Origin of the sequence: Micromonospora avicenniae (genome assembly GCF_900156065.1) — a bacterium.
In the GTDB taxonomy this organism is placed as follows: domain Bacteria; phylum Actinomycetota; class Actinomycetes; order Mycobacteriales; family Micromonosporaceae; genus Micromonospora; species Micromonospora avicenniae.
This window is the reverse complement of sequence record NZ_FTNF01000002.1, coordinates 162,085-177,859: the sequence shown is the minus strand read 5'-3', so window position 1 is coordinate 177,859 and position 15,775 is coordinate 162,085. Positions and strand designations below refer to the sequence as shown.

Annotated in this window: 13 protein-coding genes; 9 read left to right on the top strand and 4 right to left on the bottom strand. The window is 72.5% G+C overall.

Translation table 11 applies throughout. The features are described 5' to 3' along the window. Positions 1 to 30: 30 nt before the first annotated feature. Positions 31 to 234, bottom strand: coding sequence for a cold-shock protein (locus tag BXA10_RS04115; RefSeq protein ID WP_076467683.1), 204 nt, complete (start codon positions 232 to 234; stop codon positions 31 to 33). 175 nt (positions 235 to 409) lie between these two features. Between BXA10_RS04115 and BXA10_RS04110 the strand changes: the two genes are divergently transcribed. Further along, positions 410 to 1,105, top strand: coding sequence for a class I SAM-dependent methyltransferase (locus tag BXA10_RS04110; protein ID WP_076467681.1), 696 nt, complete (start codon positions 410 to 412; stop codon positions 1,103 to 1,105). A 114-nt stretch (positions 1,106 to 1,219) separates the two neighbouring features. Next, positions 1,220 to 1,843: a DedA family protein gene (locus tag BXA10_RS04105; protein ID WP_076467679.1), complete on the top strand. Its 624-nt coding sequence runs from the start codon at positions 1,220 to 1,222 to the stop codon at positions 1,841 to 1,843. Positions 1,844 to 1,849: 6 nt separating this feature from the next. Here the strand turns inward: BXA10_RS04105 and BXA10_RS04100 are convergent, their stop codons facing one another. After that, the gene (locus BXA10_RS04100) at positions 1,850 to 2,503 is read right to left on the bottom strand and encodes an MBL fold metallo-hydrolase (RefSeq protein ID WP_076467677.1); all 654 of its coding nucleotides are present in this window, start codon (positions 2,501 to 2,503) and stop codon (positions 1,850 to 1,852) included. 7 nt (positions 2,504 to 2,510) lie between these two features. Then, the gene (locus BXA10_RS04095) at positions 2,511 to 3,227 is read right to left on the bottom strand and encodes a maleylpyruvate isomerase family mycothiol-dependent enzyme (RefSeq protein WP_076467676.1); all 717 of its coding nucleotides are present in this window, start codon (positions 3,225 to 3,227) and stop codon (positions 2,511 to 2,513) included. A gap of 179 nt (positions 3,228 to 3,406) precedes the next feature. Here BXA10_RS04095 and rsgA point away from each other — a divergent pair, with 179 nt between their 5' ends. The 4 genes from rsgA (at position 3,407) to uvrC (ending at position 10,683) form a co-directional block, all read left to right on the top strand. Next, positions 3,407 to 4,486 carry a ribosome small subunit-dependent GTPase A gene (rsgA, locus tag BXA10_RS04090; RefSeq protein WP_076467674.1) on the top strand — a complete coding sequence of 360 codons (1,080 nt, stop codon included), beginning with the start codon at positions 3,407 to 3,409 and terminating at the stop codon, positions 4,484 to 4,486. A gap of 249 nt (positions 4,487 to 4,735) precedes the next feature. Further along, positions 4,736 to 7,678, top strand: a complete 2,943-nt coding sequence (gene uvrA / locus BXA10_RS04085; RefSeq protein ID WP_076467672.1) for an excinuclease ABC subunit UvrA — start codon at positions 4,736 to 4,738, stop codon at positions 7,676 to 7,678. Positions 7,679 to 8,049: 371 nt separating this feature from the next. After that, positions 8,050 to 8,541, top strand: a complete 492-nt coding sequence (locus BXA10_RS04080; RefSeq protein ID WP_076467670.1) for a Rieske (2Fe-2S) protein — start codon at positions 8,050 to 8,052, stop codon at positions 8,539 to 8,541. A gap of 159 nt (positions 8,542 to 8,700) precedes the next feature. Then, entirely contained in the window at positions 8,701 to 10,683 is a 1,983-nt protein-coding gene (gene uvrC / locus BXA10_RS04075; protein ID WP_076467668.1) for an excinuclease ABC subunit UvrC, read from the top strand. 9 nt (positions 10,684 to 10,692) lie between these two features. On the opposite strand, the gene recQ is transcribed toward uvrC, so the two are convergent. Beyond that, positions 10,693 to 12,534, bottom strand: a complete 1,842-nt coding sequence (gene recQ / locus BXA10_RS04070) for a DNA helicase RecQ (protein WP_076467666.1) — start codon at positions 12,532 to 12,534, stop codon at positions 10,693 to 10,695. Positions 12,535 to 12,874: 340 nt separating this feature from the next. On the opposite strand from recQ, the gene rapZ reads away from it, so the two are divergent. From rapZ to whiA, 3 genes are read left to right on the top strand one after another with little or no spacing between them, the layout of a single operon-like run. Beyond that, the gene (rapZ, locus tag BXA10_RS04065) at positions 12,875 to 13,720 is read left to right on the top strand and encodes an RNase adapter RapZ (protein WP_076468255.1); all 846 of its coding nucleotides are present in this window, start codon (positions 12,875 to 12,877) and stop codon (positions 13,718 to 13,720) included. After that, positions 13,717 to 14,688 carry a gluconeogenesis factor YvcK family protein gene (locus tag BXA10_RS04060; protein ID WP_076467664.1) on the top strand — a complete coding sequence of 324 codons (972 nt, stop codon included), beginning with the start codon at positions 13,717 to 13,719 and terminating at the stop codon, positions 14,686 to 14,688. The genes rapZ and BXA10_RS04060 overlap by 4 nt, the downstream gene beginning before the upstream one ends. Before the next feature lie 54 nt (positions 14,689 to 14,742). Beyond that, complete coding sequence (gene whiA, locus BXA10_RS04055; RefSeq protein WP_076467662.1) at positions 14,743 to 15,723, top strand: DNA-binding protein WhiA; 981 nt, start codon at positions 14,743 to 14,745, stop codon at positions 15,721 to 15,723. Positions 15,724 to 15,775 lie beyond the last annotated feature (52 nt).

Sequence of the window (15,775 nt, the reverse complement as noted above, 5' to 3'; positions counted from 1 at the left end):
TCGCCGACCGCCGCCGTAGCGCGCGGATATCTACATCGGGCGGACGTTGTCCGCCTGCGGGCCCTTCTGGCCCTGGGTCACCTCGAACTCGACCTTCTGGCCCTCGCTCAGCTCCCGGTAGCCACTGCTCTGAATGGCCGAGTAGTGGACGAACACGTCCGGGCCTCCGCCGTCCTGCTCGATGAAGCCGAAGCCCTTTTCCGAGTTGAACCACTTAACCGTGCCGGTTGCCATGCGTCTCTCCCTGTTCCAAAACGGCTGAGCACCGGCCGCCGACCGGTGATCGCCCTGTATCACCCATGACAGTAACGGGCCAAACGCCTATCTGCCGGGCGAAGTGCCGTAGGCGACCGGGTGAAACTCTCCGGCGAGCCGGGGAAACCCGGCCCCGCAGTAGCCCGGCTGGGGCATGCTTGCGCCGGTGAGGGATGCCGCGGTAGCCGCCCTGTCCGAGTTGGAGCGCGAGATCGGCGCGCCAGGGGGCGGACTCGACCGGCTGCGACTGGCCCGCACCCCGTTCGTGCCCGAGGTGCGGGTGCACGTCGCGGAGGACCCGATCCTGTGGTGGGCGCGGATGGAGGCGTATGCCGGCCACCGTCTGCCACCGCCGTACTGGGCCTCGGTCTGGGCCGGCGGACAGGCCCTCGCCCGTCACCTGCTCGACCATCCCGACCTGGCCGCCGGACGCCGGGTGCTGGACCTGGCCGCCGGGTCCGGGCTGGTGGCGATCGCCGCCGCCCTCGCCGGCGCCGAGCAGGTAACGGCCAACGACATCGACCCGTACGCCGTCGCCGCCGTGACCGTCAACGCCAGGGCGAACCGGGTACGCGTCGCCGCCACCGGTGGTGACCTGCTCGACACGCTCGCGACCGGCGCCGACCTGCTGCTGGCCGGCGACGTGCTCTACGACCGGGCACTGGCCGACCGGGTACTGCCCTTCCTCGCCCGGGCCGCCGCGAACGGCACCGAGGTGCTGGTGGGCGACCCGGACCGGGGACACCTGCCACCCGGCCGGTTGGCCGTGGTCGCCAGCTATCCGGTGCCGACCACCGAACCCGCGGTCGACTCCCCGGTGCGCCGCGTGCAGGTGCTGCGGCCCGCCTGAGACAGCAGGCCGCCGACCCGTGCCAGATCAGGGGCCACCCCGAGCCGGAGTCAGGGTCGGTTGGGGGATCCAGCCGGATGTGGCGGGTTGCCGGCCGGCCATAGCGTACGGGTCATGGCGGAGTGGTTGGCGCAGGTCGGAGAGTTACCCACCGTGCTGCTGGTGGGAGTCCTCGGAGTGGTCATGCTCTTCGACGCCGTACCGCTGCTCGGGGTGCTGGTTCCTGGTGACGTGGCCATTCTCGCCGCGGTGGGGGTGGGTCGGCCCGCCACCGGGCTGGCCACCTTCGCCGCCGTGGTCGGCGGCTGCGTGGCCGGCTGGTCGCTGAGCTTCCTGGCTGGCCGGCGCTACGGCGACCGGTTGCGCAACAGCCGGGTCGGTGGCTGGATCGGTGAGTCGCGGTGGTCGGCGGCCGAGGGGGTACTGCGCCGCGGCGGTGGCCGGATGGTGCTGGTCGCGCCGTTCCTGCCGGTGTTCAACGCGTTGCTGCCGCTGGCCGCCGGTGGGCTGCGGATGTCGTACCCGCGGTTCATCGGCTGCGCCACCATCGGTGCCGCCTCCTGGGCCGGGCTCTACCTGGTGCTCGGCACCGCGTCCCGGTCCCTGGCCGGCCTGCTGCCCGGCGAGTCCAGCCCGATGCTGGTGACGATGGCGATCGGGCTGGCGCTCGCCGGGGTGGTGCTGCTCGGCACCCGGCGCCGGCTGCGTGCCGTCACCGCCGAGGAGCACGCCGCCTGACGTCGGTCACCAGCCGCGGGCACGCCACTGGGGCAGCGCCGGCCGCTCCGCACCGAGCGTGCTGTCCTTGCCGTGCCCCGGATAGAACCAGGTCTCGTCCGGCAGCCGGTCGAAGAGCTTGTGTTCGACGTCGCCGATCAGAGCGGCGAACCGCTCCGGGTCCTTGTCGGTGTTTCCCACTCCGCCTGGGAAGAGGCTGTCCCCGGTGAACAGGTGCGGCACACCGGCCGGGTCGCGGTAGAGCAGCGCGACGGAACCCGGTGTGTGCCCGCGCAGGTGGATGACCTCCAGGGCGCAGTCGCCGACGCGTACGGTGTCCCCGTCGGTGAGCGTCTCCGCCTCGATCGGCAGGCCGGCCGCGTCGTCGGCGTGCACCAGAGCCCGGGCGCCGGTCTTGGCCACGACCTCCTCCAGCGCCACCCAGTGGTCCATGTGCTGGTGGGTGGTGACCACGGCGGTGAGATCGCGGTCACCGATCAGCTCCAGCAACCGGGGCGCCTCGTTCGCCGCGTCGATCAGCACCTGCTCGCCGGTGGCGCGGCAGGTCAGCAGGTACGCGTTGTTGTCCATCGGCCCAACCGACAGCTTGCTGATGGTGAGCCGGTCGAGTTCGCGTACCGCCGGCTCGCCGCCGGGGAGCACCTCTCCGCTGTAGGTCATGTGGTGTCTACATCCATTCCGGTGGGTTCGGCACGGGGCCTTCGGGGGCGATGGTGAGCAGATCCGCGCCGCCCCGGCCGATCAGCCAGGCGGCGAGGTCGGGGGCGGGGCCGGTGACGACCGGGGCGCCGTCGCGCGCGCCGATCACCAGTTCATGCCGGGTCCCGTCGAAGCGCAGCACCATGGCCGGCACGTCCGGCCGGCCGGCCAGGTCGGTGGCGACCTCGTGCAGCAGCCGGTGGGCGAAGCCTTCGGGCCAGTCGGCGGGGCGGTGCCCGGCGGCCAGGTCCAGGTGGTGCACCTCCAGCTCGCGCAGCCGGCACCAGACCAGCTCCGCGGCGACTCTCGGCCCGCCCGGGGTGGTGACGGTGGCGGTCCACGCCTCGGCGGGCATCGCGGCCACGGCATCGCCGAACCGGTCAGCCGAACGGCGCAGGTCGTCCAGGTGGGCGTCGGCCGTTCGCGCGGCGCCGGCCTCGATGTCCCCGGCCCGGGTGGCGGGCGAGGCGTACATCGGTCGGGGTTCGCCGGTGCGGGCGGCGGTGAGCAGGTTCACGAACCCGTCGGCGTTGCGGGCCAGATGCGCCAGGACGTGCCCACGGCTCCAGCCGGGCAGCAGCGACGCCGAGGCCAGGCCGACCTCGTCGAGGACGGCGGCGGTACCCAGCAGCCGTGCGGTCGCGGCCTGCACCTCGCCGGTCAGCAGCAGCGGGTCCGTGGTCACGCTCCGACCCTAGCGGTATCGCGGTACCGCATCGGCGGGGAAATGGCTTTCGGCGCGTCGCCGCGCCCCCTACCGTCTTTGGCGACGACGCGGCACCGGATCGATCGGGAGGAGGTGACGGCTCATGCCGGTCCTGGCACGCGTGTCCCGCCATCACCTACGAAACCGATGAGGATGCCATGAAGATCGAATTGACCGCCCTCGGCTGGGACGCCGACTGGGCGGCCCAGGCGCGCCGGCGCAGCGGTCACCAGCCGGGCCGGGTGGCCCGGGTCGACCGGGGCGTGTGCACCGTGCTCTGCGCGGACGGGCCGGTCCGCGCCAGCGTGGGCGGCACCCTGCTCGCCGCCGCCGCCCGTGACCTGACCAACTTGCCCTGCGCGGGTGACTGGGTGCTGGTCGGCACCTGGCCGGACGGGCGCCGCACCGTCGAGACAGTGCTTCCCCGACGTACCGCCCTGGTGCGTCGCACCGCCGGCAAGGACGCCAGCGGGCAGGTGCTCGCCGCCAACCTCGACGCCGCGGCGGTGGTCGAGCCGGTGCACCCCGAACCGGACACCGGACGCATCGAGCGGCTGCTCTCGCTCGTCCACGAGTCCGGCGCCCGGCCACTCGTCGTGCTCACCAAGGCCGACCTGGCCGCCGACCCGGACGCGATCGCCCGTCAACTCGCCGCGGTGGCGCCCGGCGTGCCGGTGCTGCCCATCAGCGCCGAGCACGGTACGGGCCTCGACCCACTGCGGGCGCAGGTCGCCCCCGGCCGGACGCTGGGCCTGCTCGGCCCGTCCGGCGCGGGCAAGTCGAGCCTGGTCAACGCGCTGGCCGGCACCGTGGTCATGCCCACGCAGGCGATCCGCCGGGTCGACGGGAAGGGCCGGCACACCACCACGTGGCGCGCGCTGGTGGCGGTGCCGGGCGGGGGTGCGGTGATCGACACCCCGGGCGTACGGGCGGTCGGCCTGCTGGACGGCTCGGCGGGCCTGGACCGGGCCTTCGCCGACATCGCGGAGCTCGCCCTCGACTGCCGGTACGCCGACTGCGCGCACGACGGTGAGCCGGCCTGCGCGGTGCGGGACGCGCTGGAGAACGGTGAGCTGACCGCCCGACGTTGGGAGAGTTGGCGCCGGCTGCAGCGGGAGGTGGCCTTCGAGACGCGGCGGCGCGAGGCGCGGGTCGCCGCGGAGCGTCGCGGCGGCTGGCGGGGCGCCCGCCGGCGGGCGAGCCGCCCGGCCCGGCCACCCGCGCCGGGCGGCTACTGACCTCCTCGACGGGCGGGCCTGGCAGTCCGTGCCAGGCGCCTCCTGCCGGCCCGGCCGTCGCATCACCTGGCACGCTCCGCCCCGCCGTGCGGCGGACCGGTCTGACCTGGGGGAATGTGCGGGCGCGGAGAATTGTCGTACCTCGGGGCTAGAGTTGCCGAGGCGTTCTTCTGCGCCCAGACAACCGCTCAGAACCGCCTCCGAGCGGACAGATCCGCCTCATCTTCTTCACCCGGGAGTACACGTACCGTGGCCGACCGACTGATCATCCGTGGCGCGCGCGAGCACAACCTGCGTGACGTCAGTCTCGACCTGCCCCGGGACGCCCTGATCGTGTTCACCGGGCTCTCCGGATCGGGCAAGTCGAGCCTGGCCTTCGACACGATCTTCGCCGAGGGGCAGCGCCGCTACGTCGAGTCGCTCTCGTCGTACGCCCGGCAGTTCCTCGGCCAGATGGACAAGCCCGACGTCGACTTCATCGAGGGGCTGAGCCCGGCCGTCTCGATCGACCAGAAGTCGACCTCGCGCAACCCGCGCTCCACCGTCGGCACGATCACCGAGGTCTACGACTACCTCCGGCTGCTCTTCGCCCGCGTCGGCGAGCCGCACTGCCCGGTCTGCGGCGAGCGGATCTCGAAGCAGAGCCCCCAGCAGATCGTCGACCGGGTGCTGGCCATGCCCGAGGGCACCCGGTTCATGGTGCTCGCCCCGGTGGTGCGGGGACGCAAGGGCGAGTACGTCGACCTCTTCACCGAGCTCCAGGCCAAGGGCTACGCCCGGGCCCGGGTCGACGGTGTGGTGCACCCGCTCACCGAGCCGCCGAAGCTCAAGAAGCAGGAGAAGCACACCATCGAGGTCGTGATCGACCGGCTCACCGTCAAGGCGAGCGCCAAGCAGCGGCTGACCGACTCGGTCGAGGCCGCGCTCGGCCTCTCCGGCGGTCTGGTGCTGCTCGACTTCGTCGACCTGCCGGAGGACGATCCCGACCGGGAGCGGCGCTACTCCGAGCACCTGGCCTGCCCCAACGATCACCCGCTCGCCATCGAGGACCTGGAGCCGCGGGTCTTCTCCTTCAACGCGCCCTACGGCGCCTGCCCCGAGTGCACCGGTCTCGGCACCAAGAAGGAGGTCGACCCCGAGCTGGTCGTCCCCGACCCGGAGCGCACCCTGCGCGAGGGCGCGATCCAGCCCTGGTCCACCGGGCACAACCTGGAATACTTCCTGCGCCTGCTGGAGGCGCTCGGTCAGGCCGAGCACTTCGACGTCGACACGCCGTGGCGGGCGCTGCCGTCGCGGGCGCAGAAGACGATCCTGCACGGCTCCGACGACCAGGTGCACGTCCGCTACCGCAACAAGTACGGGCGCGAGCGCTCCTACTACACCGGCTTCGAGGGTGTGGTGCAGTGGATCGAGCGCCGGCACAACGACACCGAGTCGGAGTGGTCGCGCGACAAGTACGAGGGCTACATGCGCGACGTGCCCTGCGCGGCCTGCGGCGGCGCGCGGCTCAAGCCCGAGGTTCTGGCGGTCACCATCGCCGGCAAGAGCATCGCCGAGGTCTGCAACCTGTCGGTGGGGGAGTGCGCCGACCTGCTCGCCGGCATCGAGCTCACCGACCGGCAGAAGATGATCGCCGAGCGGGTCCTCAAGGAGATCAACGCTCGGCTGCGGTTCCTGCTCGACGTCGGCCTGGACTACCTCTCCCTGGACCGCCCGGCCGGCACCCTCTCCGGCGGCGAGGCCCAGCGCATCCGGCTGGCCACCCAGATCGGGTCGGGCCTGGTCGGCGTCCTCTACGTGCTCGACGAACCGTCGATCGGGCTGCACCAGCGCGACAACCACCGGCTGATCGAGACCCTGGTGCGGCTGCGTGGGCTGGGCAACACGCTGATCGTGGTCGAGCACGACGAGGACACGATCCGTACCGCGGACTGGATCGTCGACATCGGGCCGGGCGCCGGTGAGCACGGCGGGCGGATCGTGCACAGCGGCTCCGTCCCCGCGCTGCTGGAGAACCCGGAGTCGGTGACCGGGGCGTACCTCTCCGGTCGCAAGTCGATCCCGACGCCGCAGCGACGCCGGCCGCAGACCCCCGGCCGGGAGTTGGTGGTGCACGGCGCCCGCGAGCACAACCTGCGCAACCTCACCGTGAACTTCCCGCTCGGCCAGCTCATCGCGGTCACCGGGGTCAGCGGCTCGGGCAAGTCGACCCTGGTCAACGACATCCTGCACGCCGTGCTGGCCAACCAGATCAACGGGGCCCGGCTGGTGCCGGGCCGGCACACCCGGGTCACCGGCCTGGAGCACGTCGACAAGGTGGTCGGCGTCGACCAGTCGCCGATCGGTCGCACGCCCCGGTCGAACCCGGCCACCTACACCGGTGTCTGGGACCACGTCCGCAAGCTCTTCGCCGAGACGCCCGAGGCGAAGGTACGCGGCTACGGGCCGGGACGGTTCTCGTTCAACGTCAAGGGCGGGCGCTGCGAGGCGTGCTCGGGTGACGGCACGATCAAGATCGAGATGAACTTCCTGCCCGACGTGTACGTCCCCTGCGAGGTCTGCAAGGGCGCCCGCTACAACCGGGAGACCCTGGAGGTGCACTACAAGGGCAAGACCGTCGCCGAGGTGCTGGACATGCCGATCGAGGAGGCGGCCGAGTTCTTCTCCGCCATCCCGGCCATCCACCGGCACCTCAAGACCCTGGTCGACGTCGGACTCGGCTACGTACGTCTCGGCCAGCCCGCGCCGACGCTTTCCGGCGGTGAGGCGCAGCGCGTCAAGCTCGCCTCCGAACTGCAGAAGCGCTCGACCGGGCGGACGGTCTACGTGCTCGACGAGCCCACCACCGGCCTGCACTTCGAGGACATCCGCAAGCTGCTGATGGTGCTCGAGGGTCTGGTCGACAAGGGCAACACGGTGATCACCATCGAGCACAACCTCGACGTGATCAAGACGGCGGACTGGCTCATCGACATGGGCCCGGAGGGCGGGCACAGGGGCGGCACGGTGCTGGCCACCGGCACTCCGGAGGAGGTCGCCGAGGTCCCCGAGAGCCACACCGGGCAGTTCCTGCGGCACGTGCTCAAGCTCGACGGCGAGGCGAAGGGTGCCGCGGCGGCGATCTCGCGGGCGGCCAAGGCCAACGGGGCGAAGGCCCGTGGCAGCCGGAAGGTGCCCGCCGGGGCTCGGTGACGAGCGCATCTCCCGACTCCGACGCCGGCGTGCTCGTCCCACGCCGGCGTGTCGGGCCCGCCCGGCCCGGCGTGGTGTCGGAGTCTTCTCCGCCTCCCGGCTGCCGCGTCTCCCAGGCAGCCGAGTCGAGCACGCCGGGCACCTACCGGCCGCGCCGGTACGGGTCGATCCGGTCAATAGGCGTGCGCATCCCGCCGCAACGCCGGAACGGCGCGGCTGAGCGGGGCTTGCGAACCGGGGGTGGGCTGGGTGATCGACCGATCAGGCGTTCCGGCACGCTGTGAGTGAACCGTCAGGCACAGTCGGACGTGTGGAGAAGGTGTGGCGCCGGGGGTCGGGACGAGCCGCAGCAGCCGAGAGAAGGGCAAGGCATGAGTGACCATCAGGAGCTGACCCGTTCGGGCACGCAGACGCGGCGGGCGCTGCTCGCCGGCGCCGGTGCGGCCGGAGCGGCCGTCGTCCTGGCGGCCTGCGGCGGGAACGACGCGGGTGACGGTGCGACCGGGCAGCAGCCGACCAGTGGCGGGCCGGTCGTGCCCAGCACCGGAGACGCCGGCGGCGGCAACCGGCAGGGCTCGCAGTCCCTGGCGACCACCACCGACATCCCGCTCGGCGGTGGCCGGGTACTCGCCGCCCAGGGCGTCGTCATCACCCAGCCCACCGCCGGGCAGTTCAAGGGCTTCGACCCGATCTGCACCCACCAGGGCTGCCCGGTGTCGAACGTCGACGGCGGCACGATCAACTGCACCTGCCACGGCAGCAAGTTCTCGATCGAGGACGGCTCGGTCAAGGCGGGTCCGGCGACCAGGCCGCTTCCGGCCAAGCCGGTGAAGGTCGTCGGCGACCAGATCTCGTTCGCCTGATCCGGCCCGCCGCCCGCCCGTCCGGCGGGCGGTGGCCGGTCGCCTGCCGGCGCGACCTCCCGACACATCGGGTCAGGCCGCGCCGCGGGCGTCCGGCGGCCGACGGCCGCGACGCGGCGTGGCGAGGGGCTGTCGGTGCCGCGGACTACGCTTGCTGGCGTGGCTGACCCCTCGACCTACCGCCCAGCACCCGGCACCATCCCGGAGTCGCCGGGGGTCTACCGCTTCCGCGACGGCACCGGCCGGGTGATCTACGTCGGCAAGGCGAAGAACCTGCGCAGCCGGCTCAACTCCTACTTCGGCGACCTCTGGAACCTGCACGACCGCACCCGGCAGATGGTGACCACCGCGGAGTCGGTGGACTGGATCACGGTCGGCACCGAGGTCGAGGCGCTCCAGCAGGAGTTCACCTGGATCAAGCAGTACGACCCGAGGTTCAACGTCCGCTACCGCGACGACAAGTCGTACCCCTATCTCGCCGTCACGCTCGACGAGGAGTACCCGCGGCTGCAGGTGATGCGGGGCGCCAAGCGCAAGGGCGTGCGCTACTTCGGGCCATACTCGCACGCCTGGGCGATCCGCGAGACGCTCGACCTGCTGCTGCGGGTCTTCCCGGCCCGCACCTGCTCCGCCGGCGTGTTCAAGCGTGCCGGTCAGGTCGGCCGGCCCTGTCTGCTCGGCTACATCGGCAAGTGCTCGGCGCCCTGCGTGGGCACCGTCTCGGCCGAACAGCACCGGGCGATCGTCGACGGCTTCTGCGACTTCATGGCCGGCCGCACCGACACGATGGTGCGCAAGCTCGAACGCGAGATGGCCGACGCCAGCGAGCAGTTGGAGTTCGAGCGGGCCGCGCGGGTGCGGGACGACATCGCCGCGCTGCGACGGGCGATGGAGAAGCAGACTGTCGTGCTCGGCGACGGCACCGACGCCGACGTGGTGGCGTTCGCCGACGACCCGCTGGAGGCGGCCGTCCAGGTCTTCCACGTGCGCGACGGCCGCGTCCGGGGTCAGCGCGGCTGGGTGGTGGAGAAGACCGAGGAACTCACCACCGGCGACCTGGTGCACCACTTCTGCACCCAGGTGTACGGCGGCGAGCACGGCGAGGCCGACGTGCCCCGGGAGTTGCTCGTTCCCGAGCTGCCCGGCGACGCCGACGCGCTGGCCGACTGGCTCTCCAGTCACCGCGGCAGCCGGGTCGTGCTGCGGGTCCCCCAGCGCGGCGACAAGCGCGCCCTCATGGAGACGGTGGAGCGCAACGCCAAGGACGCGCTGGCCCGGCACAAGCTGCGCCGCGCCGGCGACCTGACCACCCGGAGCAAGGCGCTCGACGAGATCAGCGAGGCCCTCGGGATGCGCACGTCACCGTTGCGCATCGAGTGCTTCGACATCTCGCAGATCCAGGGCACCGACGTGGTGGCGAGCATGGTCGTCTTCGAGGACGGGCTGCCGCGCAAGAGCGAGTACCGCCGGTTCATCATCCGCGGCGCCACCGACGACCTCTCCGCGATGTCCGAGGTGCTGCGCCGTCGCTTCGCCCGCTACCTCGACTCCCGCGCCGAGACCGGCGAGGCGGGCGTCGAATCGGCCGACGACCTGGAGGTGCCGGGCGATTCGGCCGGCGTCGACGAGCCGCGGGTCGGCGCACTGGTCGACCCGACCACCGGGCGACCCCGCAAGTTCGCGTACCCGCCGCAGCTGGTGGTGGTCGACGGCGGCCCGCCGCAGGTGGCGGCCGCCGCGCAGGCCCTCGCCGAGCTGGGCATCGACGACGTCGCGCTCTGCGGGTTGGCCAAGCGGCTGGAGGAGGTGTGGCTGCCCGACGACGAGTTCCCGGTCGTCCTGCCACGCAGCTCCGAAGCTCTCTATCTGCTGCAGCGGGTACGCGACGAGGCGCACCGGTTCGCCATCACCTTCCACCGGCAGCGCCGCTCCAAGCGCATGACGCAGTCGGCGCTGGACTCGGTGCCCGGGCTGGGAGAGGTGCGGCGCAAGGCGTTGTTGCGGCACTTCGGCTCGCTGAAGCGGCTTTCGGCGGCCACCGTCGAGGAGATCACCGAGGTGCCGGGGGTGGGGCGGCGTACGGCCGAGGCGATCCTCACCGCGCTCGGCGGTGAGTCCGCGAAGGCGTCGTCGACCGACTGACCGTGCCGGTCAGGCCGGCGAGCCGGCGAGGACCGTGAGGATCTGCTCGCCGTACTTCGCGAGCTTGTTCTCCCCGACCCCGCTGACCTGGGACAGTTCGGCCAACGAGGTGGGGGCGTCGGTGGCGATCTGCCGCAGCGTGGCGTCGTGGAAGATCACATACGCCGGGACGCCCTGCTCCTTGGCGGCGGCCGCGCGCCAGGCGCGCAGCCGTTCGAAGACCGGCGCGGCGGCCGGCGGCAGCTCGACGGCGACGGCCGCACGGGACCGCCCTGATCGGGTGGGGGCGGGGCGCTCCGGCTCACGTCGCAGCAGCACCGACCGTCGACGGCCCAGCACCTCGGCGCTCGTCTCGGTGAGCACCAGCGTGCCGTAGTCGCCCTCGACCGCGAGCAGGCCCTCGGCGAGCAACTGCCGGACCACCCCGCGCCACTCGGCCTCCCGCAGCTCGCCACCGATGCCGAAGACGGTGAGCGAGTCGTGCCCGAACTGGGTCACCTTGTCGGAGCGTCGTCCGAGCAGGATGTCGATGCAGTGTCCGGCCCCGAACCGCTGGTTGCGTTCCCGGTCGAGCCGGAACACGGCGGAAAGCAGCTTCTGCGCGGCGATCGTGCCGTCCCACGACTCCGGCGGTGTCAGGCAGGTGTCGCAGTTGCCGCAGTCGGGCGTGCCCGGCTCACCGAAGTACTCCAGCAGCTGCGAGCGGCGGCAGCGGACGGTCTCGCAGAGCGCCAGCATCGCGTCGAGGTGCCGGGCGAGCCCCCGCCGGTGCGCCAGGTCGCCCTCCGAAGTCTCGATCAGCTTCCGCTGCTGGACGACGTCCTGCAGCCCGTACGCCAGCCACGCCGTCGACGGGAGTCCGTCCCGCCCGGCGCGGCCGGTCTCCTGGTAGTAGCCCTCGACCGACTTCGGCAGGTCGAGGTGCGCGACGAAGCGGACGTCCGGCTTGTCGATGCCCATGCCGAAGGCGATGGTGGCGACCATGACCAGCCCCTCCTCGCGGAGGAAACGCTGCTGGTGGGTGGCGCGGGTGGCCGCGTCCAGACCGGCGTGGTACGGCAGCGCGGCGATCCCGTTGGCGGTGAGGAAGTCGGCCGTCTTCTCCACCGAGGCGCGGGAGAGGCAGTACACGATGCCGGCGTCGCCCGGGTGCTCGTCGCGCAGCAGGCTCAGCAGCTGCTTGCGGGGTTCCCGTTTCGGCACGATCCGGTACTGGATGTTGGGCCGGTCGAAGCTCGCCACGAAGTGCCGGGCGCCGGTCAGGTCCAGGCGGGTGGCGATCTCGGTGCGGGTGGCGCTGGTCGCGGTGGCGGTCAGCGCGATCCGCGGCACGTCCGGCCACCGCTCGTGCAGCATCGACAGGGCGAGGTAGTCGGGCCGGAAGTCGTGCCCCCACTGGGAGACGCAGTGCGCCTCGTCGATCGCGAACAGCGCGATCTTGCCGCGTTCGAGCAGCTGGACGGTCGCCCGGGAGCCGAGGGCCTCCGGCGCCAGGTAGAGCAGGTCCAGATCGCCGGCGAGGAAGGCCGCCTCGACCCGGCGGCGGGCGTCGAGATCGAGCGTCGAGTTGAGGAACCCGGCCCGTACGCCCAGCGCGGTCAGCGCGTCGACCTGGTCCTGCATCAACGCGATCAGCGGGGAGACGACGACCCCGACGCCGGGACGCACCAGCGCGGGGATCTGGTAGCAGAGTGACTTGCCGCCCCCGGTGGGCATCAGCACCAGCGCGTCGCCACCGGCCACCACGTGGTCGATCACGTCCTGCTGGAAGCCGCGGAAGGTGTCGTAGCCGAAGACGCGGCGCAGCACCTGCAACGCGTCCGAGGTGCGTAGGTCGGCGGGGGAGGCCATCCGCGAAGTGTACGAGCCGCCCCCGACGACATCCGGCTCCGGCGAGCGGGCCGTCGGGGCCGGTGCCGCCGGGACCGGGGCGGAACGGTCGGGCCCGCTCGGCCGACCGGTTCGCCGGGGCCGCGAATCGGACAACAGGCTGTTCCGGTCATCACCCTGCGGAATCCCGGACGACGTCGCAGCGGTTAGAGTCGGCGATTAACCATGCGCGGCCGACCGGTCGCGGCGCCACGGCTGGGGGTAGTGGGTGAGCGAGGCGCGTACGGCTGAGGGGCGGCACGACACGTCGGCGGAGACAACCGTCGGGCAGTCGACGCCGGCGGAGTCGGACACCACCCTCGTGGTGGTCACCGGGCTGTCCGGCGGCGGGCGCAGCACGGTTGCCCGGGCGCTGGAGAACGTCGGCTACTACGTGGTCGACAACCTCCCGCAGGCGCTCATGCTCGACATGGCCGAGCTCGCGTTCAAGGCGGGCGGGGCGGCCCGGCGAACCGCGATGGTGCTGGACGTACGCTCGCGCGCGTTCTCGACCGATCTGGCGGGCGCGATCCGCGAGCTGCGCGATCGGGGCTTCTCGCCCCGGGTGGTCTTCGTCGACGCGGACGACGAGGTGTTGATCCGCCGGTTCGAGAGCGTCCGCCGTTCGCACCCGCTGCAGGGCGACGGGCGGCTCGCCGACGGAATCGCCGTCGAGCGTGGCCTTCTGGAGGAGGCCCGCGACCAGGCTGACGTGATCATCGACACCAGCCACCTCAACGTCAACCAGCTGCGCCGGCGCATCGAGGAGCTCTTCGGTGGCGAGGACGCGCGCCGGCTGCGTGTCACGGTGCTCTCCTTCGGCTTCAAGTACGGTCTTCCCCCGGACGCCGATTTCGTGCTGGACGCCCGGTTCCTGCCCAACCCGTACTGGGTGCCGGAGTTGCGCGAGCACACCGGCCGCGAGGAGGCGGTCAGCGAGTACGTGCTGGGTCAGGAGGGGGCGGACATGTTCGTGGCCACGTACGCCGACCTGGTCAACGCCACCACACCGGGCTTCGAACGGGAGGGCAAGCGGTATCTGACGGTGGCGGTCGGCTGCACGGGCGGCAAGCACCGCAGTGTGGCCATCGCCGAGGAGCTGGCCGAGCGGCTGCGCCAGTCCGGGCTCGCCGCCAACGCCCAGCATCGTGACCTGGGGCGGGAATGACGACGAGGGTGGTGGCGTTCGGCGGTGGCCACGGCCTCTCCGCCTCGCTGCGGGCGCTGCGTCGGTGCGCCCCGGAGCTGGACCTGGACATCACGGCCGTGGTGACGGTGGGCGACGACGGCGGCTCCAGTGGCCGGCTGCGCGCCGAGCGGGGCGGGCTCCCGCCGGGGGATCTGCGGCAGGCGCTGGTCGCGCTGGCCGGCGACCACCCGGCCACCCGGCGCAGCGCGGGGCTCTTCCAACACCGTTTCACCGAGGTGTCCCGAGGGGACACGGCTGACGGGCTGGCCGGACACGCGGTCGGCAACCTGGTGCTGTGCGGGCTGATGGAGCTGCTCGGCGATCCGGTCGCCGCGCTGGAGCATGCCGGGGCGATGCTCGGCACGGTGGGCCGGGTGCTGCCGATGTCCTGCCAGCCGGTGGGGATCGAGGCGCGGGTCCGTGGCGCCGACCCGGACCGCCCCGACGAGGTACGGACGGTCACCGGCCAGCACCAGGTCGCCATCACGACCGGGCGGGTGGAGTCGCTGCGGTTGACGCCGGCCGAGCCGGAGGCGTGCCCCGAGGCCGTCGAGGCGATCGGCGCGGCCGACTGGCTGATCTTCGGCCCGGGCAGCTGGTACACCAGCGTGCTGCCGCACCTGCTGGTACCGCAGCTGGCCGAGGCGATCGTATCCAGCCCGGCCCGCCGGCTGGTCACCCTCAACCTCGCCGCGGAGAAGGAGACGCTCGGTCTGTCGGTCGCCGATCACCTGGCCGCGCTGCGCTGGTACCTGCCCAAACTGAAGGTGGATCACGTCCTGGCCGATGCCAAGGCGGTCGGTGACCCCGATCCGGTCGAACGTGCGGCAGAATCGCTGGGTGCCCGGCTGGTCCTCGCCCCCGTCGCCGTCACCGACGGCACTCCTCGCCATGATCCAGCCGCCCTGGGCGCCGCCCTGGTGCCTGTCCTGGGTGCCGATCGTTAGACACGTACGTAATCTCCGGCGACACGCCGGAACCGGTCCGTGAGGGGACGCACAATGGCGATGACGGCTGCGGTCAAGGACGAGCTGAGTCGGGTCGACGTGCCCAAGCCCTGCTGTCGGCGGGCGGAGATGGCGGCGCTGCTTCGCTTCGCCGGCGGGCTGCACATCGTCTCCGGTCGGGTGGTGGTGGAGGCGGAGCTGGACACCGGCGCGGTGGCCCGCCGGCTGCGGCGGGAGATCGCCGAGGTCTACGGGTACCCCAGCGAGATCCACGTGCTCGCCTCCGGCGGGCTGCGCAAGGGCAGCCACTTCATCGTCCGGGTGGTGAAGGACGGCGAGGCGCTGGCCCGGCAGACCGGCCTGCTCGACGTCCGGGGCCGTCCGGTGCGTGGCCTGCCACCGCACGTGGTCGCCGCGAACGTCTGCTGCGCCGTCTCCGCCTGGCGGGGCGCGTTCATGGCGCACGGTTCGCTGACCGAGCCGGGCCGCTCCAGCGCTCTGGAGATCACCTGCCCCGGTCCCGAGTCGGCGCTCGCCCTGGTCGGGGCCGCCCGGCGGATCGGCATCACCGCCAAGAACCGCGAGGTGCGCGGGGTGGACCGGGTGGTGGTCAAGGACGGTGACGCGATCGCCGCGTTGCTCACCCGGATCGGCGCGCACTCCAGCGTGCTGGCCTGGGAGGAGCGCCGGGTCCGCCGCGAGGTGCGGGCGACCGCCAACCGGCTCGCGAACTTCGACGACGCCAACCTGCGCCGTTCGGCGCGGGCCGCGGTGGCCGCCGCGGCGCGGGTGACCCGGGCGTTGGAGATCCTCGCCGACGACGCCCCGAACCACCTCACCTCGGCCGGTCGGCTGCGGCTGGAGCACCGTCAGGCGTCGCTGGAGGAGCTCGGCGCGCTCGCCGACCCGCCGCTGACGAAGGACGCCATCGCCGGGCGGATCCGCCGGCTGCTGGCGCTGGCCGACAAGCGGGCCCGCGACCTGGGCATCCCGGATACCGAAGCGGCCGTCACGCCCGACATGCTCGTGGTCTGATAGGACGGTGGCGGTCAGCGGAGACGGGCGGGCCGGCGGGCGCGCCCTGCCC